The 25,211-nt window shown below is 68.1% G+C and carries 22 protein-coding genes; 11 read left to right on the forward strand and 11 right to left on the reverse strand.

Features of this window, described 5'->3' with window-relative positions; translation table 11 throughout:
• Positions 1-198 precede the first annotated feature (198 nt).
• Together ULB03_RS11630 and ULB03_RS11635 are read right to left on the reverse strand one after the other, a co-directional pair.
• Positions 199-441 (reverse strand): Lrp/AsnC ligand binding domain-containing protein, encoded by a 243-nt coding sequence (locus ULB03_RS11630; protein WP_322483269.1) that lies wholly within the window; start codon positions 439-441, stop codon positions 199-201.
• 32 nt (positions 442-473) lie between these two features.
• Complete coding sequence (locus ULB03_RS11635; protein WP_322483270.1) at positions 474-2,078, reverse strand: DEAD/DEAH box helicase; 1,605 nt, start codon at positions 2,076-2,078, stop codon at positions 474-476.
• Positions 2,079-2,621: 543 nt separating this feature from the next.
• On the opposite strand from ULB03_RS11635, the gene ULB03_RS11640 reads away from it, so the two are divergent.
• Positions 2,622-2,777 (forward strand): hypothetical protein, encoded by a 156-nt coding sequence (locus tag ULB03_RS11640; protein ID WP_322483271.1) that lies wholly within the window; start codon positions 2,622-2,624, stop codon positions 2,775-2,777.
• A gap of 436 nt (positions 2,778-3,213) precedes the next feature.
• On the forward strand, positions 3,214-5,289 hold the full coding sequence (locus tag ULB03_RS11645) for a beta strand repeat-containing protein (RefSeq protein WP_322483272.1): 2,076 nt from the start codon (positions 3,214-3,216) through the stop codon (positions 5,287-5,289).
• A 47-nt stretch (positions 5,290-5,336) separates the two neighbouring features.
• On the opposite strand, the gene parE is transcribed toward ULB03_RS11645, so the two are convergent.
• On the reverse strand, positions 5,337-7,325 hold the full coding sequence (gene parE / locus ULB03_RS11650; protein WP_322483273.1) for a DNA topoisomerase IV subunit B: 1,989 nt from the start codon (positions 7,323-7,325) through the stop codon (positions 5,337-5,339).
• A 148-nt stretch (positions 7,326-7,473) separates the two neighbouring features.
• Between parE and ULB03_RS11655 the strand changes: the two genes are divergently transcribed.
• On the forward strand, positions 7,474-7,869 hold the full coding sequence (locus ULB03_RS11655; RefSeq protein ID WP_322483274.1) for an acyl-CoA thioesterase: 396 nt from the start codon (positions 7,474-7,476) through the stop codon (positions 7,867-7,869).
• Positions 7,870-8,079: 210 nt separating this feature from the next.
• On the opposite strand, the gene ULB03_RS11660 is transcribed toward ULB03_RS11655, so the two are convergent.
• The 3 genes from ULB03_RS11660 to ULB03_RS11670 all read right to left on the reverse strand — a co-directional run bounded on the left by ULB03_RS11660 (position 8,080) and on the right by ULB03_RS11670 (position 12,003).
• Positions 8,080-8,331 carry a hypothetical protein gene (locus ULB03_RS11660; protein ID WP_145730101.1) on the reverse strand — a complete coding sequence of 84 codons (252 nt, stop codon included), beginning with the start codon at positions 8,329-8,331 and terminating at the stop codon, positions 8,080-8,082.
• Between the two features lie 276 nt (positions 8,332-8,607).
• Positions 8,608-9,036, reverse strand: a complete 429-nt coding sequence (locus tag ULB03_RS11665) for a response regulator (RefSeq protein WP_322483275.1) — start codon at positions 9,034-9,036, stop codon at positions 8,608-8,610.
• 234 nt (positions 9,037-9,270) lie between these two features.
• Positions 9,271-12,003, reverse strand: a complete 2,733-nt coding sequence (locus tag ULB03_RS11670; RefSeq protein ID WP_322483276.1) for a M1 family metallopeptidase — start codon at positions 12,001-12,003, stop codon at positions 9,271-9,273.
• A gap of 195 nt (positions 12,004-12,198) precedes the next feature.
• Between ULB03_RS11670 and ULB03_RS11675 the strand changes: the two genes are divergently transcribed.
• Complete coding sequence (locus tag ULB03_RS11675) at positions 12,199-13,449, forward strand: YdcF family protein (RefSeq protein ID WP_322483277.1); 1,251 nt, start codon at positions 12,199-12,201, stop codon at positions 13,447-13,449.
• Positions 13,450-13,565: 116 nt separating this feature from the next.
• Positions 13,566-13,958, forward strand: coding sequence for a RidA family protein (locus tag ULB03_RS11680; RefSeq protein WP_145751578.1), 393 nt, complete (start codon positions 13,566-13,568; stop codon positions 13,956-13,958).
• A gap of 42 nt (positions 13,959-14,000) precedes the next feature.
• Here ULB03_RS11680 and ULB03_RS11685 read toward each other — a convergent pair whose 3' ends face one another.
• Both ULB03_RS11685 and ULB03_RS11690 read right to left on the reverse strand, forming a co-directional pair.
• Positions 14,001-14,276 (reverse strand): type II toxin-antitoxin system RelE/ParE family toxin, encoded by a 276-nt coding sequence (locus tag ULB03_RS11685; RefSeq protein ID WP_322483278.1) that lies wholly within the window; start codon positions 14,274-14,276, stop codon positions 14,001-14,003.
• Positions 14,273-14,464, reverse strand: coding sequence for a hypothetical protein (locus tag ULB03_RS11690; RefSeq protein WP_145751580.1), 192 nt, complete (start codon positions 14,462-14,464; stop codon positions 14,273-14,275). The genes ULB03_RS11685 and ULB03_RS11690 overlap by 4 nt, the downstream gene beginning before the upstream one ends.
• Positions 14,465-14,596: 132 nt before the next feature.
• Between ULB03_RS11690 and ULB03_RS11695 the strand changes: the two genes are divergently transcribed.
• Positions 14,597-16,840: a molybdopterin-dependent oxidoreductase gene (locus ULB03_RS11695; RefSeq protein ID WP_322483279.1), complete on the forward strand. Its 2,244-nt coding sequence runs from the start codon at positions 14,597-14,599 to the stop codon at positions 16,838-16,840.
• A gap of 33 nt (positions 16,841-16,873) precedes the next feature.
• On the opposite strand, the gene ULB03_RS11700 is transcribed toward ULB03_RS11695, so the two are convergent.
• Complete coding sequence (locus ULB03_RS11700) at positions 16,874-17,827, reverse strand: hypothetical protein (protein WP_322483280.1); 954 nt, start codon at positions 17,825-17,827, stop codon at positions 16,874-16,876.
• 18 nt (positions 17,828-17,845) lie between these two features.
• Positions 17,846-18,229: a thiol-disulfide oxidoreductase DCC family protein gene (locus ULB03_RS11705; protein WP_322483281.1), complete on the reverse strand. Its 384-nt coding sequence runs from the start codon at positions 18,227-18,229 to the stop codon at positions 17,846-17,848.
• Between the two features lie 143 nt (positions 18,230-18,372).
• On the opposite strand from ULB03_RS11705, the gene ULB03_RS11710 reads away from it, so the two are divergent.
• From ULB03_RS11710 to ULB03_RS11730, 5 genes are all read left to right on the forward strand, one after another.
• A complete protein-coding gene (locus ULB03_RS11710; RefSeq protein WP_322483282.1) occupies positions 18,373-18,999 on the forward strand; it encodes a LysE family translocator in 627 nt (208 codons plus the stop codon).
• A gap of 28 nt (positions 19,000-19,027) precedes the next feature.
• Positions 19,028-19,627 (forward strand): hypothetical protein, encoded by a 600-nt coding sequence (locus tag ULB03_RS11715; protein WP_322483283.1) that lies wholly within the window; start codon positions 19,028-19,030, stop codon positions 19,625-19,627.
• A gap of 191 nt (positions 19,628-19,818) precedes the next feature.
• On the forward strand, positions 19,819-21,960 hold the full coding sequence (gene dcp / locus ULB03_RS11720; RefSeq protein ID WP_322483284.1) for a peptidyl-dipeptidase Dcp: 2,142 nt from the start codon (positions 19,819-19,821) through the stop codon (positions 21,958-21,960).
• A gap of 156 nt (positions 21,961-22,116) precedes the next feature.
• Complete coding sequence (locus ULB03_RS11725) at positions 22,117-22,464, forward strand: ArsR/SmtB family transcription factor (RefSeq protein ID WP_322483285.1); 348 nt, start codon at positions 22,117-22,119, stop codon at positions 22,462-22,464.
• Positions 22,461-23,432 (forward strand): SRPBCC family protein, encoded by a 972-nt coding sequence (locus ULB03_RS11730; protein WP_322483286.1) that lies wholly within the window; start codon positions 22,461-22,463, stop codon positions 23,430-23,432. The genes ULB03_RS11725 and ULB03_RS11730 overlap by 4 nt, the downstream gene beginning before the upstream one ends.
• A 15-nt stretch (positions 23,433-23,447) precedes the next feature.
• Here ULB03_RS11730 and ULB03_RS11735 read toward each other — a convergent pair whose 3' ends face one another.
• Positions 23,448-25,208: a J domain-containing protein gene (locus ULB03_RS11735; protein ID WP_322483287.1), complete on the reverse strand. Its 1,761-nt coding sequence runs from the start codon at positions 25,206-25,208 to the stop codon at positions 23,448-23,450.
• Positions 25,209-25,211: the final 3 nt, after the last annotated feature.

A 25,211-nucleotide genomic window follows, 5' to 3' on the forward strand; every position in this document is an offset into this window, starting at 1 on the left:
GGGTTCGTCCAGGGGCCCGCCGATGGGGCTACCGCCGTTCCAGGCCATGTGGCCGATGTCCTTGCTCCGCTTCATGGATCACCTTCTTGCCCATGCCGTGGGCCAAGTCAACACGGCTGGCCCGTTCCACGGGCGCATCTCCCGATATCGTCGGCATCCGCCGCGCGATTCCGGTCCGCTGGCGGACCGGCGGGAGTATCAGGTGAACGCCTTGAAGGTGATGATGGTGAAGGTGTCCTTGACGCCCGGCAGGGTTTGCAGGCGCTGGGTGACGAAATGGCCGATATCGGCCCCGTCCGCCAGATAGCACTTCATCATCAGGTCATATTGACCGGAGATGGAGTAGACCTCGGACACCTCTTCCAGGCTCTCCACCGCCGAATCGGCCACGTCATAGGCCTTGCCCAGCTCGCACTTGATCTGCACGAAGATGGTCTGCATGGATTGCTTCCAAGCCTCCGGCGTTTCGGCCGTCACGCCTCGGGCGTGTCGGCGTCCTCGTAGTTTTCCGGCGCGGTGGCGCGGGCCACGGGGCGGGCGACGCGCAGCATGAAGGCGGGCACATCGTCGCCGAAACCGACCACGCTGGGGCCGTCATCCTCGTCACGCCAGCGGCGACGGGGCTCACCCCGGTCATCCTGGCGGGGCGGACGGGGCTCCGTCCGCGTGGCATCGCGCGGGGTATCGGTGCGGGTGTCACGGTTCCGGCCGCGATCACGGTCACGGCTGTTCCGCTCAGGACGCTCCGCGCGTTCGGGCCGTTCCGCGCGGTCGGGGCGGCGGGCTTCCGCCACCTCCTCGGCCTGCGGGGCGGCTTCGATGGCGGCCTGAGCCTCGCGGGGGGTGTCCGCACCGCCACGACGGCGGGGGCCTTTGGCCTCGCCGCGGGCGCTTGCGCCCCGCGCGGGGCGACGGCGGCGACCGCCCTCGCTCTCGCCTTCCGACATGTCCGGGGTTTCCAGGCCATCGATCATGATGCGCGGGATTTCGCGGCCGATCAGCTTCTCGATGGCGCCCAGGGTGCGGCCATCGTCCGGCGTGGCCAGCATGAAGGCGCGGCCGGTCTTGCCGGCGCGGCCGGTGCGGCCGATGCGGTGGACATAATCGTCGGCGTGGTGGGGCACGTCGAAATTGAACACATGGCTGACGCCGGCGATGTCGATGCCGCGCGCGGCCACGTCGCTGCAGCACAGCAAGGAGATCTCGCCCTGACGGAACTGCTCCAGCGTCTCGGTGCGCTTGGACTGCACCATGTCACCATGCAGGGCGCCGGCGTTGAAGCCGTGCTTGGTCAGCGACTGGTGCAGGATGGCGACATCGCGCTTGCGGTTGCAGAAGATGAAGGCGTTCTTCACGTCCTCCGTCCGCAGCAGGTGGCGCAGGGCCTCGCGCTTGTCCTCATTGCGCACCATGGCCACCGCCTGGGTGACGGTGGCGGCGGGGGAGGCCGGCGGGGCCACCGTGATCTCACGCGGGTTCATCAGGAAGGCGTCGGCCAGGCGCCGGATCTCCGGCGGCATGGTAGCCGAGAAGAACAGCGTTTGGCGCATCTTGGGCAGCAGGCCCACGATCCGCTCGATATCCGGGATGAAGCCCATGTCCAGCATGCGGTCGGCTTCGTCGATCACCAGGATCTTGATGTCCGACAGCAGGATGTTGCCGCGGTCGAACAGATCCATCATGCGGCCAGGGGTGGCGATCAGGACGTCGACGCCGCGCTCCAGCTTCTTGATCTGGTCGCCGAAGGACTCGCCGCCGATCAGCAGCGCCATGTTCAGCTTGTTGTACTTGCCGTAGACCTCGAAGTTCTCGGCCACCTGCGCCGCCAGCTCGCGCGTCGGTTCCAGGATGAGCGAGCGGGGCATACGGGCGCGGGCGCGGCCCGATGCCAGGATGTCGATCATGGGCAGGGTGAACGACGCCGTCTTGCCGGTGCCGGTCTGGGCGCAGCCCAGCACGTCGCGGCCCTGCAACACCCAGGGGATCGCCTTTTCCTGAATCGGGGTCGGCTGGCTATAGCCCGCGTCTTCAACCGCGCGAAGGACTTCCGGGCCTAGCCCAATTTCCGAGAAAAGCATGCGACCTATATCTGTATGGTGTGCGTCATTTAGGGGATGAGTTTGGCAGGATTGCCAACCCTCCTAAGGACAAAGCGCCAGGTTGACGGGGCCGCCATTCCCACGCCCAAACCCGTCTCAACGTAACTGGAGGCGGCCTCCAAGACCAGTAAAGACGGCCCGGCGCTGCCCACACTGGAGCCATGCGCGACTTGGCGGAAGGTCACGACATGGTCAAGGCTCGCGCGTTCGATATCAATTTCAGCCCGCAAGGGCAAGGATTTCCTTTAAAGTCAACTGCCGCGTCTCCTTCTTTCTTAGTGCCTGGGGTGTGGCCCCCCGAGTCGCCGGCGCATCCCTCCGCCTCATGCGGAGGGCGCGGCATCGCGGCGCGGGTCTGGAAAGGGGCGCGGTTGTCCGGCCGGCCCTTGTTTTCGCCGGCTGGCCCCCCATCATCTGAATAGATGACACGACATTGTCACCTGGCCGGTTGCATATCGCGCGAAAACTGTTCTAGGCTTCCCTTGTTGGCTCAACCGCCTTTCGCATTGAAGGATGACACCCATGGTCACCATCGGCATCGCTGCTTTCCTCGGCCTCAGCCTGCTCGCCGCGCTGTCCATCGCCGCCGTGAAGCCGGCCGAGGCCAGCAGCCATCATGGACACGGCGGCCATGGCCATGACGACCACGGCCACAGCCACGGCGGTCACGGCCACTGAGCCGTCCCCCCGCGTGATCGCAGAATTCGGGCGGCGCTGGGCCAGAAACCCAGCCCTTTAGCCCGCTCATTGGAAAAAGGCCGCGGCAACGCGGCCTTTTTTATTGCCGACAACGTTTGCAAAACGGTGACATAATCTTAAGCGTGGTGTGAGACGCTTGCGTCCATCGCCATAGTGCCTTGGCGTGTTTGTTGGGGAACGCACGAATGGCCACGATCACGGCGAATAATCATTCAACGCTGCTGAACAGCGGCGCGATCATCGTACAGGGGAACCGTGACACCATCGTCGGTTCCGGCAACACCATCACGCTGCAGCAGGCGGTGGTCAGTGGGCAAACCACCATCATCGGTAGCGGCAACGTCATCGTCGACAGCTTCGTGGGCAACACCATCGTCGTGGGCGGGGACAGATTACGGTATCGGCCACCGCCGACGTGGTCACCATCCTGGGCGGCGGCAACATCGTCCAGATCAATAACAACAACGCCGTCTTCGACGCCTATGCCGGCGACCAGGTGTCCTTCAGCGGCTTCGCCTCCAGCTTCACCGGTTCCCTGAACTATCTCACGGTCGCGAACCGGGGCGGCCTGACGGTCAATGGGACTGGCAATCAGGTCACCCTCAACGGGTCGGGCCGGCTTGACCTCACCAGCACGGGCAACACCGTCACCGACCTGGGCAGCAATTCCACCATCAGCTTCGCCGGGGTCAATCTGGCGCAGACGATCACCGGCACGGCCGACACCGTGTTCCTGAACAATATCAGCAACAGCCTGTCGGTGGGCGGCAGTGACATGGTGGTCCAGGCGGTGGGCAACATCGTCCGCGTCCTGGCCGGCGCCAGCAACATCACCGTCGCCAATACGGGCAAGGCGACGAACCGCATTTATGCCGGCGCCGGCACCATCACGACGCAATCCGACCTGGCGGTGAACGGTGCCGGCACGTCGCTGAACTTCCTGCGGGGCGGCAGCGCCACCTTGACCGCCGCCGCCAACAGCGCGCCCGTCACCATCCTGGGCAGCGGCACGCTGGCCGCCAACGGGGCAGGGGCGACCTTCATCCTGGCGGCCAGGGGACAGACCCTGACGGGGAATAGTCAAACCGTCACTGTCAGTGGCGCCAGCGGCGACATCGTCCTGGGCAACCTCAATACCGTCACCGTTGCCCAGGGCGCCAACGGGACGGTCAATGGCGCCAACAACACCGTGACCGTCAGCGATGGGGCCAAGGCCACCGTCCTGGGGGGCGGCAACACCGTGACGGCCTTGGGCGCCGCCAGCGTCGCCGCGACCGCTGGCGCCTCGGTCCTGGTGGGGGGCGGCACCGGGGCCACCCTCACAGGCTCCGCCGCCGCCACCATCCGCTATGACGCCAGCGGCATGACCATCGATCTGGTGGCCGGCCGCGCCTCGGCCGTGGGCGGCGGCAAGGTCGACACGCTGACCAACGTCGGCATCCTGCTGGCCACCGGCAACAACGACACTCTGATCGCCGGCAGCGGCGCGACCCTGTCGCTGACCGGCACCGGCGGCCAGGTGACCCTGACCGGTGGCCGCAACGTCGTCTTGGGCAGCGCCGCCAGCCGAGCCACGATCTCCATCACCGCCAGCAACAGCGTCGAAACCATCAACGCCACCGGCGATGTGATCCTGGTGCAGGGCGGCGGCGATACCCTGACCTTGGGCGGAACGGGGAACCAGGTGACCACCGCCGCCGGCGGCACCCTGGCCCTGACCGCCAACGCCAGCGCCAGCCTGGCCGGCACCGGCAACAGCGCGACCCTGGCCAGCGGCGCCAGGCTGACGGTCACGGACGGCGGCAACACCATCACCGGCACCACCGCGTTCCTGACGATTTCGGCGCCCGCCGGCGCCACGGAGACGGTCAGCGGCACCAACAACGCCATCACCATGACGGTGGCGGGGGACACGTTGGCGCTCAGCGGCACGGGCAATGGGGTGACGGCCTCAGGCGACACCGTCAATCTGGCCGCCAAGGCCAGTGCCACGGTCAATGGCGCGGGCAACACCATCACCGTCGGCGCCCAGGCCAGCCTGAAGGTGACGGGGGCCGGCAACACCATCGCCCTGAGCGGGGCAGGGGACACCCTCAACCTCACGGGCACCGGCAACACCATCGTCGCCCGCAGTACCGGCGCCACCCTGGCCCTGTCCAGCAATGGCGTGGGCCCCTCCGGCGAATTGGACCTGATCGTCACTCATGACAAGGTCTGGCTGCAGCGGTCGGGCAACGACCTGGTGGTGGAGCAACTGGGCGCCGGGCAGACGGCCCGCCTGACCAACTGGTTCGGCAGCACCAGCGCTGAGGTCGCCACCATCAAGGCCAGCGACGGCGTCCTGCTGACGCCCACGGACGTCGCCACCCTGCTGGGCAAGATGACCACCTTCAGCAACGGCCACGCGGGCTTCAACCCGCTGACCACATCGCAGGGCAGCACAAACAACAGCTATTACGCCGGCGCGCTGAACGGCGTCTGGCACAGCTGAGGCGGCGGAAAAGTGAAACGCCCGGACGGTGGCGTCCGGGCGTTTGGTCAGACGTCCAAGTCCTGCGCGAACTTGGCGTTTTCCTGGATGAATTTGAAGCGCAGCTCCGGCTTGCGGCCCATCAGGCTTTCCACCAGGCTGGCGGTGCTTTCCGCGTCGTCCTTCTGCTCGGGATCGCGGATGTCGGGCACCGTCACGCGCAGCAGCGTGCGGCGTGCCGGGTCCATGGTGGTTTCCTTCAACTGGCTGGGCTGCATCTCGCCCAGGCCCTTGAAGCGGCTGATCTCCACCTTCTGGTTGGCCTTGAACACGGTGGCCATCAGTTCGTCCTTGTGGGCGTCGTCGCGGGCGTAGCGGACGTTGCTGCCTTGGGACAGGCGGTACAGCGGGGGCAGGGCCAGGTAGAGGTTGCCGTTCTGGATCAGCGCCGGCATCTCGCGATAGAAGAAGGTCATCAGCAGCGAGGCGATGTGAGCGCCGTCGACGTCGGCGTCCGTCATGATGACGATGCGCTCATAACGCAGCCGGTCGGGGGAGAAGTCCTTGCCGGCGCCGCAGCCCAGGGCCTGCACCAGGTCGCTTAGTTCCTGGTTGCCGCGCAGCTTGTCCGTGCTGGCCGAGGCCACGTTCAGGATCTTGCCGCGCAGGGGCAGTATGGCCTGGGTCTCGCGGTTGCGCGCCTGCTTGGCGCTGCCGCCGGCGCTGTCGCCCTCGACGATGAATATCTCGGTGCCTTCGGAGCTTTGGCGCGAGCAGTCGGCCAGCTTGCCCGGCAGGCGCAGGCGCCGGGTGGGCGTCTTGCGCGCCATGTCCTTGGCGGCGCGGCGCCGCGCCCGCTCCTCCGCCTTCTCCACCAGGCGGTCCAGCAGCACCTTGGCGGCGTCGGGGGCGGCCGACAGCCAGTGGTCGAAATGGTCCTTGATGGCCGCCTCGGTCAGGCGCACAGCCTCCGCGCTCACCAGCTTTTCCTTGGTCTGGCCTTGGAACTGCGGGTCGCGGATGAAGACGGACAACAGGATGGTGGCGCCGTCCACCACGTCCTCGGCCGTGAGGGACGGGCCCTTGCGGTTGCCCACCAGCTCGCCATAGCCCTTCAGGCCGCGCGTCAGCGCCTGGCGCAGGCCCTGCTCATGGGTGCCGCCCTGGGGGGTGGGGATGGTGTTGCAGTAGGTGTGGCTGAAGCCCTCGTCATCCTCGGGCCAGGCCACGGCCCATTCCACGCGGCCGGCCTGGTTGGGGAAGTCGGCCTGGCCGGCGAAGGCGGTGGGGGTGACGGTGCGCCGGTCCTTCAGGGCCGACATCAGATAGTCCAGCAGCCCGTTGGGGAAGTGCAGGGTTTCCGCCGCCGGCACCGCGCTGTCGTCGCTCAGCAGCGAGGGATCGCAGCTCCAGCGGATTTCCACGCCCCGGAACAGATAGGCCTTGGACCGCGCCATGCGGTACAGACGCTCCGCCTTGAAGTGCGCGCCGTCGCCGAAGATCTGGGCGTCGGGGTGGAAGCGCACCAGGGTGCCGCGCCGGTTGTTCACCGGGCCGGCGTTCACCAGCGGCGTCAGGGGCACGCCGCGGCTGTAGCTTTGCGTGTAGAGCGTGCGGTCGCGGGCGACCTCCACCGTCAGCTGGTCGGTCAGGGCCGTGACGACGGACAGGCCCACGCCGTGCAGGCCGCCGGAGGTGGCGTAGACCTTGCCGCTGAACTTGCCGCCGGAATGCAGGGTGGTGAGGATCACCTCCAGCGCCGACTTGCCCGGGTATTTCGGGTGGTCGTCCACCGGGATGCCGCGGCCGTTGTCCCGGATGGAGACGGTGCCGTCGGCGGCCAATTCCAGGTCGATGCGGTTGGCGTGGCCGGCCACCGCCTCATCCATGGCGTTGTCGAGCACCTCCGCCACCAGATGGTGGAGGGCGCGTTCGTCCGTGCCGCCGATATACATGCCGGGACGGCGGCGGACAGGCTCCAGCCCCTCCAGGACCTCGATGTCCTGGGCGGAATAGCTGTCTTGCTTGCGGGCGGTGTTCTGGAAAAGGTCGCTCATACCCCATTATAGGAGTGGGCGCCGCCGCAGTTCAAGGACTGGGGCGGCGGGGCATCCCCGCCAACCACCACATTTTGTAAGAACGGACCCGCCAGCCTCCCACATCGGGGGTATGGGCGGCCTGTATCGCTTTCAGGAGTACGGATCGATGAACGACCAGCCGCCCACCCCCGACTTTTCCTCCGCGCCGGCGCTGCGCACCTTCGCCATGCCGGCGGACACCAACGCCAACGGCGACATCTTCGGCGGCTGGGTACTGTCCCAAATGGATCTGGCGGGTGCCGCCAAGGCCATACGCCGCGCCCGGGGCAGGGTGGCGACGGTGGGCATCGAGGCCATGAAGTTCTATCGCCCCGTGGCGGTGGGCGACGAATTGAATTGCTATACCGAGATCCTGGCCGTGGGGCGCACGTCCATCCGCGTCCGCATCGACACCTGGGTACGCCGCGGCGCCACCGGCGAGGCCGTGCAGGTGACCGAAGGCGTCTTCACCTACGTCGCCATCGGCGAAGACGGCCGTCCCCGCCCGGTCGAAGTGGAGTGACTTTACTCCCGAGCCAGCAAAAGCGCCCCTAGGCCGCGACTGCGGCCGCCGCAACGAGCACCGCCCAGGTAGTGTGTAGGGGGGGCGCAGTGAGGATAGCCAAGGGGCGGATGCCCCGCCGGCGCCTGAGGCAATCGCAAAAACGAAAACGGGCCCGTTCCGGTGAGGAACGGGCCCGTAAACGTTAGGCCAAAGCCCCGACGAAATGGCTTAGTTGCCCTTCGGGGGTTCGGTCGTGGAGGGCTCCGGCGTGGCCGGGGCCGGGGTGGCGTCGGACGGGGCCGGCGCCGGGGTGGCGGAGCTGTCAGCCGGGGCGGCCGGGGTGGCCGGCGTTTCAGCCGCAGGGGCCGCCGGGGCGGCGGCGGGGGCTTCGGTCTTCGCCGGGGCCGGGGCGTCGTGCTTGTCGCAAGCAGCCAGACCGACCAACAGAACCGGGGCGAGCATCAGGGCTTTAAAGCGCATATTCCTCTCCTTCTATGCGTCTTTACGCGCGGATTGGATTCCGCACGTCTTGACGTCGTGGCCCGAGGCTCACGGGACCACGACAATGATTTTGCAGCATCTTCCGGCGGAAATAAGGCAAAGCCGCCGAACGATGTGTGAAACTTTGACAGCGCGTTAACCAGGAATGCACCGCTATCGTCCTGATAACACGACAGATGGGCCGTCATTCCAAGCAAGAATTCGTCCTAGGCCTTTTTGAGCCCTGGCCGGCCGGCGCTCAACGGCGATTTCGCCCTAGTCCTTGGGTGCGGCAAGCCGCCGCAACGCCAAATCCAGGGCCGATTTCAGCTGGCCGGCGGAATAGGGCTTTTGCACGAAGCCCAAGGGATAGGTCTGGCTGGCCCGGGCCATCGTCTGCTCATCCGTATAGGCCGATAGGAAGACCGAGCGCAGGCTGAATTCGTTCCGCAGCCGCCGGGCCGTGTCGATTCCATCGACCGTGCCTTTCAGGCGGATGTCCATGAGCGCCAGATGGGGGTGGCTGCTGGCGGCCAGGGCGATGGCCTCCGGTTCCGACGCGGCGATGCCGCAGACCTCATACCCCAAATCCTCCACCGTCAGGCGGATACCCAAGGCCACCAACGCATCGTCCTCGACGATCATCAGGCGTATCGCCGCATGGTCGACCGGTTCGGCGTCCTGGTTGATTGCTACCTGACTCATGCGTCCCCTGAACTTGGTCATCCTCACCGCGACGCCCAGCCACCCCGATGACTAGTCCACCGTGATGCCTGGCGGAAGCCGCCCAAGCGCGCACCACTCCCGTGTGCGCTTGGACCCGCGTGCCCCGGCGTCGCCGCCCCCCACGGGGACACTGTCCATTTAGTTGGTACAGTAAGCCATTGGCTTAAACAATTCAGCCAGATGACCGAAACTTTCGGGAGTAAGCTCGAGGGATTATGGCCTTTGACCCGGTAAGGACGCGGGGTTGGGGGGCGCGGATTTGGCGGGCAATTGGGACAGCGTGCCGGCGCGTTGCGCCGCGCAGAGGTGGATGCGCTCCACCGCCTGGTCGATGGTGCGCCCGCCGCCTTCCAGCTCCCCGGCCAGGGGGCGGAAGAAGGCGTCGACCTGGTCCGCCGCCGGCGCGCTGCACAGGCCCTCCAGCGGCAGGGTCAGCGCCCCCATGGTGGTGGTGGAACCGCGCGCCCGGATATGGGCGACGTTGGCCTGCACCCAGGCCCAGTAGGCCGGCAAGTGGCTGGGTTCGCGTCCCTGGCCGCGAATCAGCATGTTGACCTCGTTCAGCTTCAGCCAGGGGGCGAAGACCAGGTCGCGGATTTGGCCCGCCAGGACGGGGTCGGTCACGCGGTTGAGGGCATCCAGCGCCATTTCCCGCCACTCCGCATCGGTGGACGTCTTCAACTGGTCGATCAGACCGTCGACGTAGGGGCGTCCCAGCTCCTGCGCCAGCACCGCCATGCCGGTCGCCCGCACCTCCGCCGGGGGCGGGGCGCTCGGGTCGCGCATCAGGGTCATCAGTTGGGCGCGCACGGTCTCGTCGCGCAGTTCCAGGGCCAGGAAGGCCACCAGGCGGTCCCGCAACAGGGCGGTGTTCTCCGGCGCCACCCGGTCCAGCTTGCCTGGCGTCAGGCCCACCCGGGCCATGACCGGACGCCAGGCCTGCAGCAGGAACAGGCGCAACGCCGCCCGGTCCCCGTCCGTCGTGGCCAGGTCCAGCAACTGCTTCAACCGGGGGAAGGGGGCCGAGGCCACGTCCCAGGCGGGCACCCCGGCCAGACCGACGGCGGCGGTCAGGTACAGCGACGGGGGCTGGTGGCCGGCCACCACCTCCCCCCACAGGCTTTCCAGCAGCGCCATCTGCTCCGCCGCCGGCAGGCGCGGCAACACGGTGATGAGCCGGCGCCAGTGCTCGGTCGTCAGCGACAGGCGGAAGTAGCCGGTGCCCGTGGCGTTGGGGACCAGTACGGCCGGGCAGGCGTACTGGCCCAGCGGAAAGGTTTGGCGCGCCGCCGTCACCATCATGCAGGACGTCGCACTGGTGGCATTGGGCCGGACGCACAGCGGCAGGGTCCAGTGCGCCGCCGTGCTGGCCTCGGAGCCCAAGGGGCGGTAGCGGCGCTGGGCCGTCAGGACTTGCAGCCCGGTGCGGGGGCAGGTCCATCCCAGGGACAGGCGGGGCACGCCCGGCAGGTTGATGTAGGAGCGCAGCGAGTCCACCAGCACCGGGTCGTGCATGGTGTCGGCCAGCGCGCCGAAGAAGTCCTGGGCGGTGGCCACGCCGTCGATATGGCGCCGCAGATGGGTGGTCACCGCCTTGCGGAAGGCGTCGGGGCCGACATAGGACTCCATCATCGCCAGGACGCCCGCACCCTTGCGGTAGGTGATGTTGTCGAAGGCGGTTTCGATGTCGCTGGTGGTGGTGATGGGCTGGCGGATGGCGCGGGTGGAGGCCAGGGAATCCAGATCCATGGCCTCCAGCGCCTCTTGCTCCACCATCCGCGCGGTCAGCATGCGCGGCTGCCAGGCGTCCACCGCTTTGGGCGCCAGCCAACTGGCGAAGGCCTCGTTCAGCCAGATGTCGTCCCACCCCGCCGGGGTCACCAGGTCGCCGAACCATTGGTGGGCGATCTCATGGGCATGCAGCACCAGGAAGCGCCGGCGGGCGTCCACCGTGTCGTCGGCCGCCACCAGCAACCGCTGCTCGCTGTAGAGGATGGTGCCCGCGTTCTCCATGCCCACGGCGTCGAAATCGGGGGCGGCGATCAGGTCCAGTTTGCCGTAGGCGTAGGGGATGCCGAAGTAGCGTTCCATCGTCAGGAACAGGCCCGGCGTGACCGACAGGGCATAGGCCAGGCGGGGCCCCTTGCCGTGCAGAGCCACGCCGCGCACGGGGATGGGTTTGCGCCGGGCGCCGTTGGGGGGAATGGTCGGGCCCTTCACGATGTCCAGCGGGCCCACGGCGAACGCCAGCAGATAGGTGGGCAGCGGCCGGGTCGGGGCGAAGGTCAGGCGCCGGCCGCCGCCGGGCAGGGCTTCCTGCCGGACCGGCAGGGTGTTGGTCACCGCCTCGTCCCCGGCCTTCACCGTGAGGGTGATGTCGTAGGGCGTCTTGAAGCGCGGTTCGTCAAAGCAGGGCCAGGCCTGGCGGGCGCTGATGGCCTCGAACTGGCTGAAGGCGTAGTTCAGCCCCTGCTCGCTGACCCGGTAGAGGCCGTCCAGGGAGGGGTCGAACGGCGCGCTGTAGGTGAAGCGCAGGGTCAGGGTCTGCGGCTGCAGCGGTTGGGCGAAGTCCACCCGCGCCACGCCGTCGGGTGTCACCTGCTCCCAGGTGGCAGGCACATGCTCCCCCGCCGCCGTCACCACCTCCACCGCCGCCATCTCCAGGTCGCGGCCATTCAGCCAGATATGGTCCGCCGCCTTGGCCAGCGCGACCTTGATGTCGACCTGCCCGGAATACTCGCTCTGATCCGGGTCGATGGTCAGGTTCAGGCGGTAGCGCAAAGGGCGCGCGGTATCGGGCAGGCGCACCGTGGGCACGGCCTCGGCCCCGTCGTCCACCTGCGCCTTGGCCGTCTTGGGGCGGGCGGCGCCCCAGGCCCCGCCCCCCGGGATGAGCAGGGGGACCAGGAACAGCAGCAGGAGCGCAAGGCGGGACAGGGCGGGCAAGGTGGTCGATGGTCCTGTTGGGCAATATTTAGGCGCCGCGCACTATGACGGCGAGTTTCCACGGCGCGCAACGTTCCGATACGTCTGGTCCGATGCAGGGCGGGCGCGCGACGTCATGCAAGCGACCCTGTTCCCGTGTAGGGTGTCCACCCTTTAACGGACCGAGGACGTGGAAATATGCGGTGCTGGGCACGCGTGGCTGTGATTGCCGTGATGGCCGGGATGGTGATGGCGGGGCCGGCGCTGTCCGCCCCGCCTTCGGTTCCCGCACCTCAGCCCCTGGTCTACAAGCAGCCGCTGCGTGACAAGCTGTTCTACGGCCTCAGCCTGCTGGCCCGCGACCCGCAGGCGCTGGCCGCCGTGGCCACGTCGCCGGACCTGAGCCGCCTGGCGGCGGAGCGCCGCGCCCGGGCGCGTGGGGCGGTGGAGACGTGCGGCGGCGACACCGGCTGTTACGTGCGGGGTTTCGATTGGTCGGACGCGGAAGTGACCGCCGCCGGCCAGGCCCTGGCCGCCGCGCTGAAGGCCCATCCCGATGCCACGCGGCGCCTGGTGGCGGCGCTGGACGCCAGCGGCCTTTACCCGTCGATGCCGGGCCAGGATGCCGACGTGGTCGTCCGCGCCTGGGCGCAGGCCGCCGCCACCGCCCACCATATCCTGGCGGTGTACGGCGGCGGCGAGAAGCCGCGCGGTCCCGCCATCGATGGCCCGGCCTATGACGTGGCCACACCCGCCTACGGCACGCTGGTGAAGAGTGCGGCCTCCGTCCTGGCGGATGGCTTGGCCGACGACAGCCTGTTCTTCGAGCCCACGGAGGCCTTCGCCCTGTTGCTGCTGGAGATCAACCGCCGGGACGAGGCCGCGCGGCTGGAGCCCTTGGAGGCCGGGGAGAACAAGGCGGCCGTGGCCCGCCTGAAGACCATCAAGTGGGCCAACTATCCCTATACGGCCCTGGTGGTGCCGGGCTATGGGCCGGAAACGGCGGGCGTGGCCCTGTCGGCCCCCAGCCTGTTGCGGGTGAAGCTGGCGGCCAAGCGCTTCCACGATGGCAAGGCGCCGGTCATCATCGTCAGCGGTGGCTACGTCCACCCCAACCAGACGCCCTATAACGAGGCGCTGGAGATGAAGAAGGCCCTGGTCCAGGACTACGGCGTGCCCGCCGCCGCCATCCTGGTGGAACCGCACGCCCGCCACACCACCACCAACCTGCGCAACGCCGACCGCCTGATCTATCGCTATGGCATGCCCATGGACCGTAAGGCCCTGGTGGTCACCGACTTGGGGCAGAGCGGCTATATCACCGAGGATCGCTTCGCCACCCGCAACCAGGAGGATCTGGGATATGTCCCCTTCACCGCGCTGGAGCGGGTGTCGCCCTTCGACGTGGCCTATCTGCCCACCCTGTCGGCGCTGACCCTGGACGCCGGTGACCCGCTGGACCCCTGAGCCCGCGTGTCAGCTTTGCTTTGGCAACGCTGGATAACAAACCGACGTTTGTTATGGTGCGGACGCAACTAAGATGCGCCGGGCCGCGTGTTCGGTGCTGGAAAAGGACTGAAAGCATGGGTAGGCAAAAGGTTGAAGTGGCGTCCGCCTGGGGGGAGGCCATTGGCTATTCGCGGGCGGTCAAGGCCGGCGACCTGATTTTTGTGTCCGGCACCACCGCCAGTGGCGGCCCGGACGGCAAGGCCTTCCACCCCGGCGATGCCGGCGGCCAGGCCAAGGTGATCCTGGAGCGCATCGTGGCCGCCCTGGCCGAGCTGGGCGCCGGGCCCGAGCACGTAGTGGAAACCCGCATCTACCTGACCGACATGAGCACCTGGCAGGATGTGGGCCGTGCCCATGGCGCCGTCTTCGGCGGGGCCAAGCCGGCCACCACCATCGTGCAGGTGGGGCCCCTGATCTCCCCCGACCTGCTGGTGGAGATCAGCGCCACGGCGTCGTTGGCGGAATGAGATCAGGAGACGCCCGGTTCCAGCGGACCGGGCGTTTTGCCGTTACAGGCGATCCTGGGCGCCGTGCCAGACGCGCAGGATATGCACGTCGCCCTCCGCATCGATTTCATAAACGATGATGTAGGGTCGATAGGCGACCAGTTCCCGGGTTCCTGCCACACGCCCAGGGCGTCCCCGGCGGGGAAAGTCCATCAGGCTTTCACCAGCGATGAATAAGGCGCGGGCGACTTGACCAGCGGCCACCGGATTGTCGTGGGCGATATAGGCGGTGATGCGGACGATGTCATCCCGGGCGTCTTCGCGCCAAATGACACTCACAAGTCACGGGCCGCCGGTGGCGGAGCGTCAAAGCGACCTTCGGCCAACGCGCGCAGCCAAACCCGCATTTCCTCATGCGGGACCCCGCGCTTGTTGGCGCGCGCCTTCTCGATCGCCGCCGTAAGTGCGGCGAGCTCAGCGGCGGCTTCGTCTTCGCCGTCGGGGAAGGTGGGGGCAAGGTTGCTCATGTCCCATAAGATGGGTTGTAACCGAATGGATGTCGAGGGTCTAAAGACGTCGAGCCCCGTGGACGCGAGGTCTGGACAGCTGCCCTGTCCACCCGCGATAGTTGGGCCACAATAAACCTGGGAGGCCCGCCCGTGACCGGTATCGAAACCGTCGCCCACCGCATCTGTCCCTTGTGCGAGGCCTGCTGCGGCCTGGAGGTCACGCTGGTGGACGGGGCCGTCACCCGCATCCAGGGGCATGACGCCGATGTCTTCAGCCACGGCTTCATTTGTCCCAAGGGGGTGGCGCTGAAGGATCTGCACGAGGATCCCGACCGGCTGCGCACGCCGCTGATCAAGCGCGACGGCCGCTTTGTCGAGGCGACGTACGACGAGGCGTTCGCGGAGATCGAGCGGCGGCTGGTCCCCCTGTTGGAAACCCACGGACGGGATGCGGCGGCGACCTATATCGGCAACCCTGCCGCCCATAAGATGGGCCTACTGCTGTATACGCCGGTGCTGGCGCGGGCGCTGGGCACGCGCAACATCTATTCCGCCTCCACCCTGGACCAGATGCCCAAGCAGCTGTCCAGTGGCCTGATGTTCGGCCATTGGCTGAGCATCCCTGTGCCGGATATCGAGCGCACCAAGTTGATGGTCGTCCTGGGCGGCAACCCCATGGCGTCCAACGGCAGCCTGTGGACGGTGCCGGACTTCCGCGGCAAGGCGCTGGATCTCAAGGCGCGCGGCGGCCGGCTGGTGGTGATCGACCCCAGGCGGACCGAGACGGCGGCCCTGGCCGATGAGCATCACTTCATCCGGCCGGGCAGCGACGTCTTCCTGCTGGCCGCCCTGGTGCACACCCTGTTCCAGGAGGGATTGGTACGCCTTGGCCGGCTGGCGGACCATGTGGCGGGCTTGGAGGAACTGCGGGCCGCCATCGCCCCGTTCACCCCGGAACGGGCCGCCGCCCACACGGCCATCCCCGCCGACACCATCCGCGCCCTGGCGCGGGACCTGGCGACGCAGGAGCCGGCGGTGCTGTACGGCCGCATCGGCACTTGCACCCAGGAATTCGGCACCCTGGCCAGTTGGCTGGTGGACGCCGTCAATGTGCTCACCGGCAATCTCGACAGGCCGGGCGGGGCGATGTTCCCCAAGGCCGCCGCCTTCGCCGCCAACACGGTGGGGGCGGGCGGCAAGGGGCGGGGGGTGCCCCTGGGCCGCCGCCGCTCTCGCGTGTCGAACGCGCCGGAGGTTTATGGCGAACTGCCCGTGGGCTGCTTGGCGGAGGAGATCGAGACGCCGGGCCAGGGCCAGGTGCGCGCCCTGGTCACGGTGGCCGGCAATCCCGTGCTCTCATCCCCCAACGGCGACCGCCTGGCCCGGGCGTTGGACCAACTGGATCTGATGGTCAGCGTCGACATCTACCTGAATGAGACGACGCGCCATGCCGACGTCATCCTGCCCGGCGTCTCCCCCTTCCAGGACAGCCACTACGACGTCGCCTTCCCGCAACTGTCCTACCGCAACCACGCCCGCTACAGCCCGGCGCTGCTGCCGCGGCCGGCGGGGGCCCTGCCGGAATGGCAGGTGCTGCTGAAGCTGGCCGCCATCGCCGAGGGCAAGGGGGCGGCCACCGATCCTGCCGTCCTGGACGACGCCATGGCGACGGCCGAGGTGAGCCGTTGGGCGGGGGACCACACGGGCGCCGTCCTGGCCGCCGTCTCCCGCTGGACGGGGCCGGAGCGCCTGCTGGACCTGGCGTTACGCGCGGGGCCCTATGGCGATGGCTTCGGCCGCAAGCCGGACGGCCTGACCCTCGCCAAGGTGAAAGACGGCGTCGGCGGCATCGACCTGGGCGCCTTGCAGCCCCGCATTCCGGAGGTGCTGCGCACCCCCAGCGGCCGTATCGAACTGGCGCCCGAGATGCTGGTGGCGGACTTGGCCCGCGCGCTGGCGGCGCTGGACCAGCCGGCGCCGGACCTGGTCATCATCGGCCGGCGCGACCTGCGCTCCAACAACAGTTGGATGCACAACCTGCCTATCCTGGCCAAGGGTCCGTTCCGCTGCACGGTGCTGGTGCATCCCGACGATGCCCGCCGCCACGGTGTCGTCCATGGCGGGCAGGCCCGCCTGTCCCGCGCCGGCCGTGCCATCGAGGCCCAGGTGGCCATCAGCGCCGACATGATGCCCGGTGTCATCAGCCTGCCCCACGGCTGGGGCCACGACGCCGACGGCGCCCGCCTGGGCCTCGCCAGCCAGCGCCCGGGCGCCAACCTCAACGCCCTGCTGGACGAAACCATGCGCGACCCCTTGTCCGGCAATGCCGTGCTGAGCGGCGTGGCCGTGACGTTGGAACCCATCCCGCTGCCGGCAGTGCAGGCGGCCGAGTAGGGGCCAACGGTTTTGGGAACCGTGGTGCTATCATCAGTCTTCGTCGCTGAAGATCTGCCTATTGTAGTGCCAGGCCAGAAAGCCGACCGCCAACGCGATCAGACCGCCCACGGTTACGGAGATTGGGGTGAGGCCCAGTCGTTCGAACCACTGAGTATACATGTGGATGACGGCGAAGGTGGCCACGGTGTTAACCAGGAAGTTGCGGCCCTTAGACGCCGCCCAGGCGCCGGCGGCCAGCAATGCCATGGCCCAGGCGATGGCGAAAGCCACGGGAGGGATGGCGGCTCCCGCGCTACTGAACATGCGGTCCGCTCCGGCTTGATCCCACAATCTGCCAGGGGTGTCCCCCCACAGTGATCCTATCCAGAATCCGAGATTGACCAGGACGACGCAGACGCGGGCGAAAACGATGGCCAGGGCCTGTGTTTTACCCGCGCATCTCAGCGCCATGTGCCAGGCCAGCCAGCCCAGCAGAGTAAAGAGGACGATGGTCAGCGACGGTTCCTGCACAGAGATTTCGTACACCGCATGCCAGTAGCCGGTGCTGCCGCCGATGGCGGCGGCAATGGCCAAGGGAACCAATCCGATCAGCAGCCGGCTGCCGGCATACCATCCCACCAGCAGCAAGATGGGTATGGGCACCAGCGATCCGGCCAGGGGGCGTTGGATGATGATGGCCAACGCCGCCGACAGGACCAAGGCGCCGACGACCATCCAAATCGCGCCCAACTTGCGCCACTGGATGGAGTGCCGGGAAAACCAACTGCCGCTGAGAATGAAAGCCGTGCCGAAGATGGCTGTCAGGCTTGGGCGCGGCAGCAAAGCATTGATGCCGGCGGCCGTGGCGACGACGCCCAGCGCTAGCAGGGCGTTGATGGCGGTGGTGCCGGTTCCCCTCACAGCGTGAGTTCGCAGCATGGCGGCGGTTTCGGGGGCCAAAAGTCCCGCTGTTTCAAGCGCGTCGACGTCGATCAGGATTTTCATGCGGTCATTCCGGATGGATCACCAATGCCCCTTACGCCGGTTCCAGGCGTACAGCACGTCGGCGAAGCGGTCGTAGGCGAGGCGGGTGAGGGGGCGCACCACGCGGTTGCCCAGCAGGGTGGCCAGCCAGGCGTCGCCGGGGGTGTGGCGCCAGATGGCGATGGCGCAGTCGGCGCCCACCAGCAGGCGGCCCTCGGCATCCAGGCCATGCAGGCGGCGGCGCACCGCCTCCACATCCGCGCCGAAGCGGGCCAGCGCCTCCGGCTCCCCATTGATGTCGCGGAAGGCGATGATACCGGCGCGGGCGGCCTGCACCAGGCGGTTGGTCTGCCAGTCGATGCCCGCGTTACAGACGGGGCATTTGGTATTGTACCAGACCGTCAGGCGGGGAGGGGCGGGCACGGCGTCTCTCTCTGCGGGTAAAGTCGGGGCAGTATAATCACCGGATGCGATAAGGACAGTGGCCGGAAGGACCAAAGTCTGGAAGGATCGGCGGTTGAAGAACGACCCGCAGACCTTTGAGACCCGCATCCATGAGTCCGCCCATGATCCCCGTGGAAACCCTGCTGGCCTTCCTCACCGCCGCCGTGGTGCTGGCCTTCGCGCCCGGGCCGGACAATCTGTTCGTGCTGACCCTGTCGGCGGCGCGGGGATGGCGGGCCGGGGTGGCGGTGACGCTGGGCCTGTGCACCGGCCTGGTGGTGCACACCACGGCGGTGGCGCTGGGCGTGGCCGTCATCTTCCAGCAGTCGCAACTGGCCTTCACCCTGCTGAAGGTCGCGGGCGCCGCCTACCTGCTGTACCTGGCCTACAAGGCCTTCCGCGCCCCGGCGGAGGCGCTGGGCGGGGCCAAGGCGGCGGCGGACGGCTACCCTGTCCTGTACCGCCGGGGCATCGTCATGAACGTGACCAATCCCAAGGTGGCCATCTTCTTCCTGGCCTTCCTGCCGCAGTTCGCGACACCCGGGCGCGGCAGCGTCACGGTGCAGATCTTCCTGCTGGGGGCGGTGTTCGCCGCCGTGGCGCTGGTCTGCTTTTCCACGATCGCCGTTTTGGCCGGCGGGCTGAACCGCTGGCTGGCCCGCTCCGCCCACGCGCAAACCATCCTGAACCGCATCGCCGGCGTGGTGTTCGTCGGCCTGGCCATCAAACTGGCGACCGCCCAGCGCTAAGGGCGTCGCCCGGGAATGGGGGCATGTCATGGGACTGGAGGCACTGTGTCATGCCACCTGGAACGGGGGCGCCGGTGAGGTCAAGGCGCTGCTGGAAAGTCGGGAGCTGATCCTGCGGGGCGAGGTGCGGCGGACCATCCCGGTCGCCGCCGTGGGCGCCGTGGCGGTCGAGGGCGACGCCTTGGTCATGGCCACGCCGGACGGACCGTTGAGCTTGGCATTGGGGGCCGATGCCGCCGCCCGCTGGGCCAAGAAGCTGACCACCCCGCCGCCCAGCCTGGCGCAAAAGCTGGGCGTGGGACCCGGCACGCCGGCCTGGGTCATCGGCACGGCGGACGACCCGGCCCTGGCGGAGGCGCTGGCGGGTGCCGTGGCCGCCACCCCGGCGGACGCCCGCCTGGCGCTGGCCGTGGCGCGGGACGCGGGCGACCTGGAGCGGGCGGTCGCCGCCCACGCCGCCTTGCCCGCCGGGGCGGCCCTCTGGATCGTCCACGGCAAGGGCCCAAAGGCGACGTTCGGCGAGGCGCCGGTGCGCGCCTGGATGCGCGCGGCCGGGTTCAAGGACACCAAGATCAGCGCCGTGTCCGGGACGCTGTCGGCCACGCGCTACAACGCCGCTTCCCGGTAAGAAGACGGCGCCGCTGAAATGCCGCATGTCTTGTCCCCGCCTCGGCGCGGAAGGTGCGACGATTCCTCGCCAGACGTGGTACAACCACCCCCCTTGGCGGGACCCTGCGGGGGGGACACCGCCGGATGCCCCGCGTATCGCCAAAGGGTGATGGGCGGGGGGATGAAACAAGAGACTGTCAGGGGATCCCGATGACACGTACCGTTCTGCTTGGAACCGTGGGCGCGCTGGCGCTTACGACGCTCGCCGCTGTTCCGGCGTTTGCGGCGAAGCCCGCCGCGGCTGGCGCCAATCCCTTCGCCGCCGCCAGCACCCTGCCGTTCGAGGCGCCCCGCTTCGATATCATCAAGGACACCGACTACCTGCCCGCCTTCAAGGAGGGCATGAAGATCCAGTTGGCCGAGATCAAGAAGATCGCCGACAACCCGGCGGCCCCCACCTTCGACAACACCCTGGTGGCGATGGAGAAGTCCGGCCGCATGCTGGACCGGGTCGGCCAGACCTTCTCCGGCGTGGTGCAGGCCAACACCAACGACGCCCTGGACGCGGTGCAGACCACGGTGTCGCCCCTGCTGGCCCAGCACAACGACGCCATCTACCTGAACGCCAAGCTGTTCCAGCGGGTCAAGGCGCTGTACGACAAGCGCGACGGCCTGAAGCTGAACCCGGAGCAGGCCCAGCTGCTGAAGGTCTACTACCAGCAGTTCATCCATGCCGGCGCCATGCTGAATGACACCGACAAGGCCACGCTGCGCGATCTCAACACCAAGCTGTCGTCGCTGGAAACCGCCTTCCAGCAGAAGCTGGTGGCGGCGGCCAAGGAAGGCGGCCTGGTGGTGGATGACAAGGCCAAGCTGGCCGGCATGGGCGATGGCGCCATCGCCGCCGCCGCCGAGGCCGCCAAGGGCCGCAAGCTGGAGGGCAAGTACCTGGTGCCGCTGCAGAACACCACGCAGCAGCCGGCGCTGTCCTCCCTGGACGACCGGGCCACGCGCCAGGCCCTGTTCGAGCGCAGCTGGGACCGCGCCGAGAAGGGCGACGCCAACGACACCCGCGCCACCATCTCCGACATCGCCAACCTGCGGGCGCAGAAGGCCAAGCTGCTGGGCTTCCCCAACTACGCGGCCTATGTCCTGGCCGACCAGATGGCGGTGACGCCGGAGGCGGCGGAAGGCTTCATGAAGCGCATGGTTCCCGCCCTGGCGGCGGAGCAGAAGCGCGAGGCGGCCGAGATCCAGGCGCAGATCAAGAAGGACGGCCAGGATTTCGCCCTGAAGCCCTGGGACTGGGACAAGTACGCCGAGCAGGTGCGCAAGGCCAAGTACGACCTGGATGAAGGCGCACTGAAGCCCTATTTCGAGCTGCACACCGTGCTGGAGGAGGGCGTGTTCTATGCCGCCAACCAGCTGTACGGCCTGACCTTCAAGCGCCGCACCGACATTCCGGTCTACCAGCCCGACGTGCTGGTCTATGAGGTCATCGACAAGGACGGCTCCGCACTGGGGCTGATGTACTTCGACTACTTCAAGCGCGACAACAAGTCGGGCGGGGCCTGGATGTCCAACTTCGTCCAGCAGTCCAAGCTGCTGGGCACCAAGCCCGTGGTCTACAACGTCTGCAATTTCACCAAGCCCGCCCCGGGCCAGCCGGCGCTGATCAGCTTCAGCGACGTCACCACCATGTTCCACGAATTCGGCCATGCCCTGCACGGCCTGTTCGCCAACCAGACCTATGAGACGCTGTCGGGCACCAACGTGGCGCGCGACTTCGTCGAGTTCCCGTCGCAGTTCAACGAGCACTGGGCGCTGGATCCCAAGGTCCTGGCCCATTACGCCAAGAACTACCAGACCGGCCAGACCATGCCGGCCGACCTGGTGGAGAAGATCAAGAAGGCCGCCACCTTCAACCAGGGCTATGCCCTGGGTGAGGTCGTCGCCGCCGCCATGCTGGACCTGGAATGGCACAGCCTGCCGGCCGACGCGCCCAAGCAGGACGTGGACACCTTCGAGAAGGAAGCCCTGGCCAAGACCGGCCTGGACGTGGACGACGTGCCCCCGCGCTACCGTTCCAGCTATTTCCTGCACATCTGGGGCAACGGCTACGCCGCCGGCTACTACGCCTATCTGTGGACGGAGATGCTGGACGACGACAGCTACGCCTGGTTCAAGGAGCATGGCGGTCTGACCCGGGAGAACGGCGAACGCTTCCGCCAGATGATCCTGTCCAAGGGCCATACCGAGGATTACGGCCCCATGTTCCGCGCCTTTTACGGCAAGGACCCGGAGATCGAGCCCATGCTGCAGAACCGCGGCCTGGCGCCGGAAGGCAAGTAAGCCTTCACCCGCGCGGGTTCGAGTGTGATGAAGGGCCGGTGGCGCATGCCGCCGGCCCTTTTTGCATTTCCGGCCCGCCACCGCTGACCCAACTCCAATCTCGCACCCGAACACTAAACTCCTTGCTTTAGTATCCGTGCCAAGATACTAAAGCATATGCTTAACCAACCATCCCCCCTCGACCTCACCTTCCAGGCGCTGGCCGATCCGACCCGCCGCGCCTTGGTGGAGCGGTTGGTGCGCGGGCCGGCGTCGGTCAGTGAGCTGGCGCGGCCCCTGGACATGTCCCTGCCGGCGGTCATGCAGCATTTGGCCGTGTTGGAGAGTTCCGGCCTGGTGCGGTCGGAGAAGGTGGGGCGGGTGCGGACCTGCCGCATCGATGCCGCGCAGTTGAGCCTGGCGGAGCAATGGATCAACCAGCGCCGCCTGGAATGGGCCAGCCGCCTGGATCGGCTGGGCGACTATCTCGAAACACTGAAAAACAACGACGGAGAGGAATCATGACCCAGGGTGGAACGGCCGGGGCTTTGCGCCCCGATCCCGTACGCATTTCCCGCACCATCCCGGCCCTGCGCGAGACAGTGTTCAGGGCGTGGAGCACGGCGGAGCATGTGAAGCACTGGTTCGCGCCGGAGCATTACACCGTGCCCGAGGCCACCGTGGACATGCGCGTGGGCGGCGCGTTCGAGGTGTGCATGCAGGCGCCGGACGGCACGCGGCATTGGACGCGCGGCAGCTTCGCCGAGGTCACCCCTATGGACCGCCTGGTGCTGGACCTGCGCGTGGACGGCGGCGACGGCACGGTGCTGTTCACCGCCTGGACGGAGGTTACCTTCGCCGACGCCGTGGGCGGCACCCGGCTGGACATCGTGCAGACCTACACCGTCTATGACCCCGCCATGCTGGCGGCCATCGGCGGCGCGCCGGAGGGCTGGTCGCAGACGCTGGACAAGCTGGGGGCCGAGGTGGCGCGCATGGAGCCCGGTGCCGTGCAGGCGCCGGCGGCGCGGTCCGTTGTCCACGCCCTTTTCAGCTTGGAGCGCACCTATGACGCCCCGCCAGCCCGGGTCTGGCGCGCCCTGTCGGACCTGGAGGCCAAGTCCAAATGGTTCGCTGGCGGGGACGATTGGGTGCCGTTGGAACGCAGCCTGGATTTCCGCGTGGGCGGCAGGGAACGGGCGCGCGGGCGCTGGCAGGGCGGCTCCCACGGCAACACCACCACAACCTTCGACGCACACTATCTGGACATCGTGCCCAACGAGCGCATCGTCTACAGCTATGAGATGCATATTGATCAGCGCAAGATTTCCATCTCCTTGGCGACCATGGAGCTGAAGCCGGCGGGGGATGGCCGCACCACGCTGAAGGTGACTGAGCAGGGGGCTTTCCTCGATGGCTACGAGGACAATGGGTCCCGCGAGCACGGCACCGGCTTCCTGCTGGATCAGCTGGGCACGTCATTGGCGGATTGAATGAAGGGGGCCGGATCAGGCGGCCCTGACCGGCCTCAACTGATGAATGGTCATCGTCAGCACGCTGGCCAACAGCATCAGCCCGCCGATCTGCAACACGTCGCGCGTGTCCACCGTCATGGTTCCAGTATGGGCGACGCGCAGCACCACGCCCAGCCCCCAGAGGACGTAATAGCGCATCTTGGCCAGCTTTGCCGGCAGGGCGAGCGAGGGCACGCGTTCCAGGATCTGCACCAGGGTGACCGCCGCTACGGCCCAGGGCAGAAGCTCGGCCGTGCTGTCGGCGATGGATAAGACGCCGAGGGCCGCGAACGCCGCGACCTGCAAGAGTCGCAGCCCCCGGCGGCGACGCGCGGGCCCGATCTCGGCATACCACCAGCGGCTCAACAGGCCGCCGCCGATGCTGGTGGCCAGCAGGGCTCCGGTCACGGCCACAGTGAAGGCCGGCATGGGCGCCGGTGGCAGCAGCGGGCCGATCCAGAACAGCCAGAACACCAGCGGAATGCTGTTGGCCAGCAGGATGCGCACGGCCTGGCTGTTGGTATCGTTGGCGTAGGTCCGCTGGAACAGTCCCGCCCACCACAGGGCCAGCGTGGCCGCCGCCGCCGTCACCGGGATGCCGATGGACGGCGGCAGCGCCAGCGACAGGGGGATCAGCGCCAGGCTGAACGGGGCCCATCCCAGCCGGGCCGCCGGCCCGGCATCGCGGGCCCAGCGCTGTCGCAGCCAGCGCGCCGGCATCTGGACGCCCAGCCGGTAGGCGAGGCCGCTGGCGGCCAGAAGGGGGCCCGCCAGCAAGAAGCCCGTGGGCCACTGCGCCAAGGTTGCCGTCGGCAGGCCGATGTGCAGGCCGACATACGCGAGCAGGAACAGCGGTGCCGTCACCAGCAGCCACGCCAGGGGGGCGGCCACCGGCTCCTCCCCCAGATAGCGGTCCCAGGCCGCCAGCACGTCCGCGTCGAAATTGGCCTGCAGGCTGGGATAGTCATGGCGGATCAGCGCGATCAGGCCGCGCACGTCCTTTGACAGGTCCGGCACGGTCAGGCGCAGGCGCGGGCTGAACCGCGCCGGGGGCGCCTGCAGCAGACGATAGGCCGTGGCGTAGGCGTGGCTCCGGTCCCGCAACTTGTCCAGGAAGGCCAGGTCGCGACCACGCTTGCGCACGGCCGCCAGCAGGGGCGTTTGCAGTCCGGCCTTGGTCTCGTCCCAGCGGAAATGGGCGATGGCCGGGATGACCAGCGCATCCGACCGGGGGGCTGTGGACAGCAGCAGCCGGGCCAGCCAATCCTCCGTCCGGTTCTGCACGTCGATATGGGCCAGTGCGGGGGAGGCCAGCACCGCCGCCAGGGCATCCTTCAAGGCGGCGGGGTCCGCGGGCTCCGGGGCGGCTCCCGGGGCGGACAGCAGGCCGCCCAGATGGTTGCACAGGGCGACATGGTGGGCGACGGCCGCGTCCAGGTCCGTTTGCGGGGGCGGCTCCGCCGACGGTTCCGGTTCCGGCTGGGCGGTCTTTTCCGTCGCCTCCGGCTCTGCTTTCTTTTCCGCCGCCTTCGGCTGGGGGGGCTTCGCCGCCGCCAACTCTTCATCCGGGGTCTGTCGCCGGGCAAGAAGCAGGGCTTCCTCGTAGGCCTGGCGCAGGGCCTGGAAGCCGTCCGGGTCGTCCTCCGGGTTGGTGACCTTCAGGCGCCGGGCATAGGCGCGGCGGATGGCCAGTTGGTCGCCTGTGGGCTCCAGCGCCAGGATGTCCCAGGGGCTGCCGGGCGCGGGTCCATTCACAGG

This window comes from Nitrospirillum goiasense (assembly GCF_034427435.1).
In the GTDB taxonomy this organism is placed as follows: domain Bacteria; phylum Pseudomonadota; class Alphaproteobacteria; order Azospirillales; family Azospirillaceae; genus Nitrospirillum.

Excerpts from the sequence above, each read along its gene's own strand:
- ULB03_RS11715 (WP_322483283.1), top strand. The coding sequence starts at position 19,028 with ATGGGACTGGAGGCACTGTGTCATGCCACCTGGAACGGGGGCGCCGGT.
- ULB03_RS11665 (WP_322483275.1), bottom strand. The coding sequence starts at position 9,036 with ATGAGTCAGGTAGCAATCAACCAGGACGCCGAACCGGTCGACCATGCG.
- ULB03_RS11655 (WP_322483274.1), top strand. The coding sequence starts at position 7,474 with ATGAACGACCAGCCGCCCACCCCCGACTTTTCCTCCGCGCCGGCGCTG.
- dcp (WP_322483284.1), top strand. The coding sequence starts at position 19,819 with ATGACACGTACCGTTCTGCTTGGAACCGTGGGCGCGCTGGCGCTTACG.
- ULB03_RS11710 (WP_322483282.1), top strand. The coding sequence starts at position 18,373 with ATGATCCCCGTGGAAACCCTGCTGGCCTTCCTCACCGCCGCCGTGGTG.
- ULB03_RS11700 (WP_322483280.1), bottom strand. The coding sequence starts at position 17,827 with ATGAAAATCCTGATCGACGTCGACGCGCTTGAAACAGCGGGACTTTTG.
- ULB03_RS11640 (WP_322483271.1), top strand. The coding sequence starts at position 2,622 with ATGGTCACCATCGGCATCGCTGCTTTCCTCGGCCTCAGCCTGCTCGCC.
- ULB03_RS11630 (WP_322483269.1), bottom strand. The coding sequence starts at position 441 with ATGCAGACCATCTTCGTGCAGATCAAGTGCGAGCTGGGCAAGGCCTAT.
- parE (WP_322483273.1), bottom strand. The coding sequence starts at position 7,325 with ATGAGCGACCTTTTCCAGAACACCGCCCGCAAGCAAGACAGCTATTCC.
- ULB03_RS11680 (WP_145751578.1), top strand. The coding sequence starts at position 13,566 with ATGGGTAGGCAAAAGGTTGAAGTGGCGTCCGCCTGGGGGGAGGCCATT.
- ULB03_RS11730 (WP_322483286.1), top strand. The coding sequence starts at position 22,461 with ATGACCCAGGGTGGAACGGCCGGGGCTTTGCGCCCCGATCCCGTACGC.
- ULB03_RS11725 (WP_322483285.1), top strand. The coding sequence starts at position 22,117 with ATGCTTAACCAACCATCCCCCCTCGACCTCACCTTCCAGGCGCTGGCC.
- ULB03_RS11690 (WP_145751580.1), bottom strand. The coding sequence starts at position 14,464 with ATGAGCAACCTTGCCCCCACCTTCCCCGACGGCGAAGACGAAGCCGCC.
- ULB03_RS11635 (WP_322483270.1), bottom strand. The coding sequence starts at position 2,078 with ATGCTTTTCTCGGAAATTGGGCTAGGCCCGGAAGTCCTTCGCGCGGTT.
- ULB03_RS11660 (WP_145730101.1), bottom strand. The coding sequence starts at position 8,331 with ATGCGCTTTAAAGCCCTGATGCTCGCCCCGGTTCTGTTGGTCGGTCTG.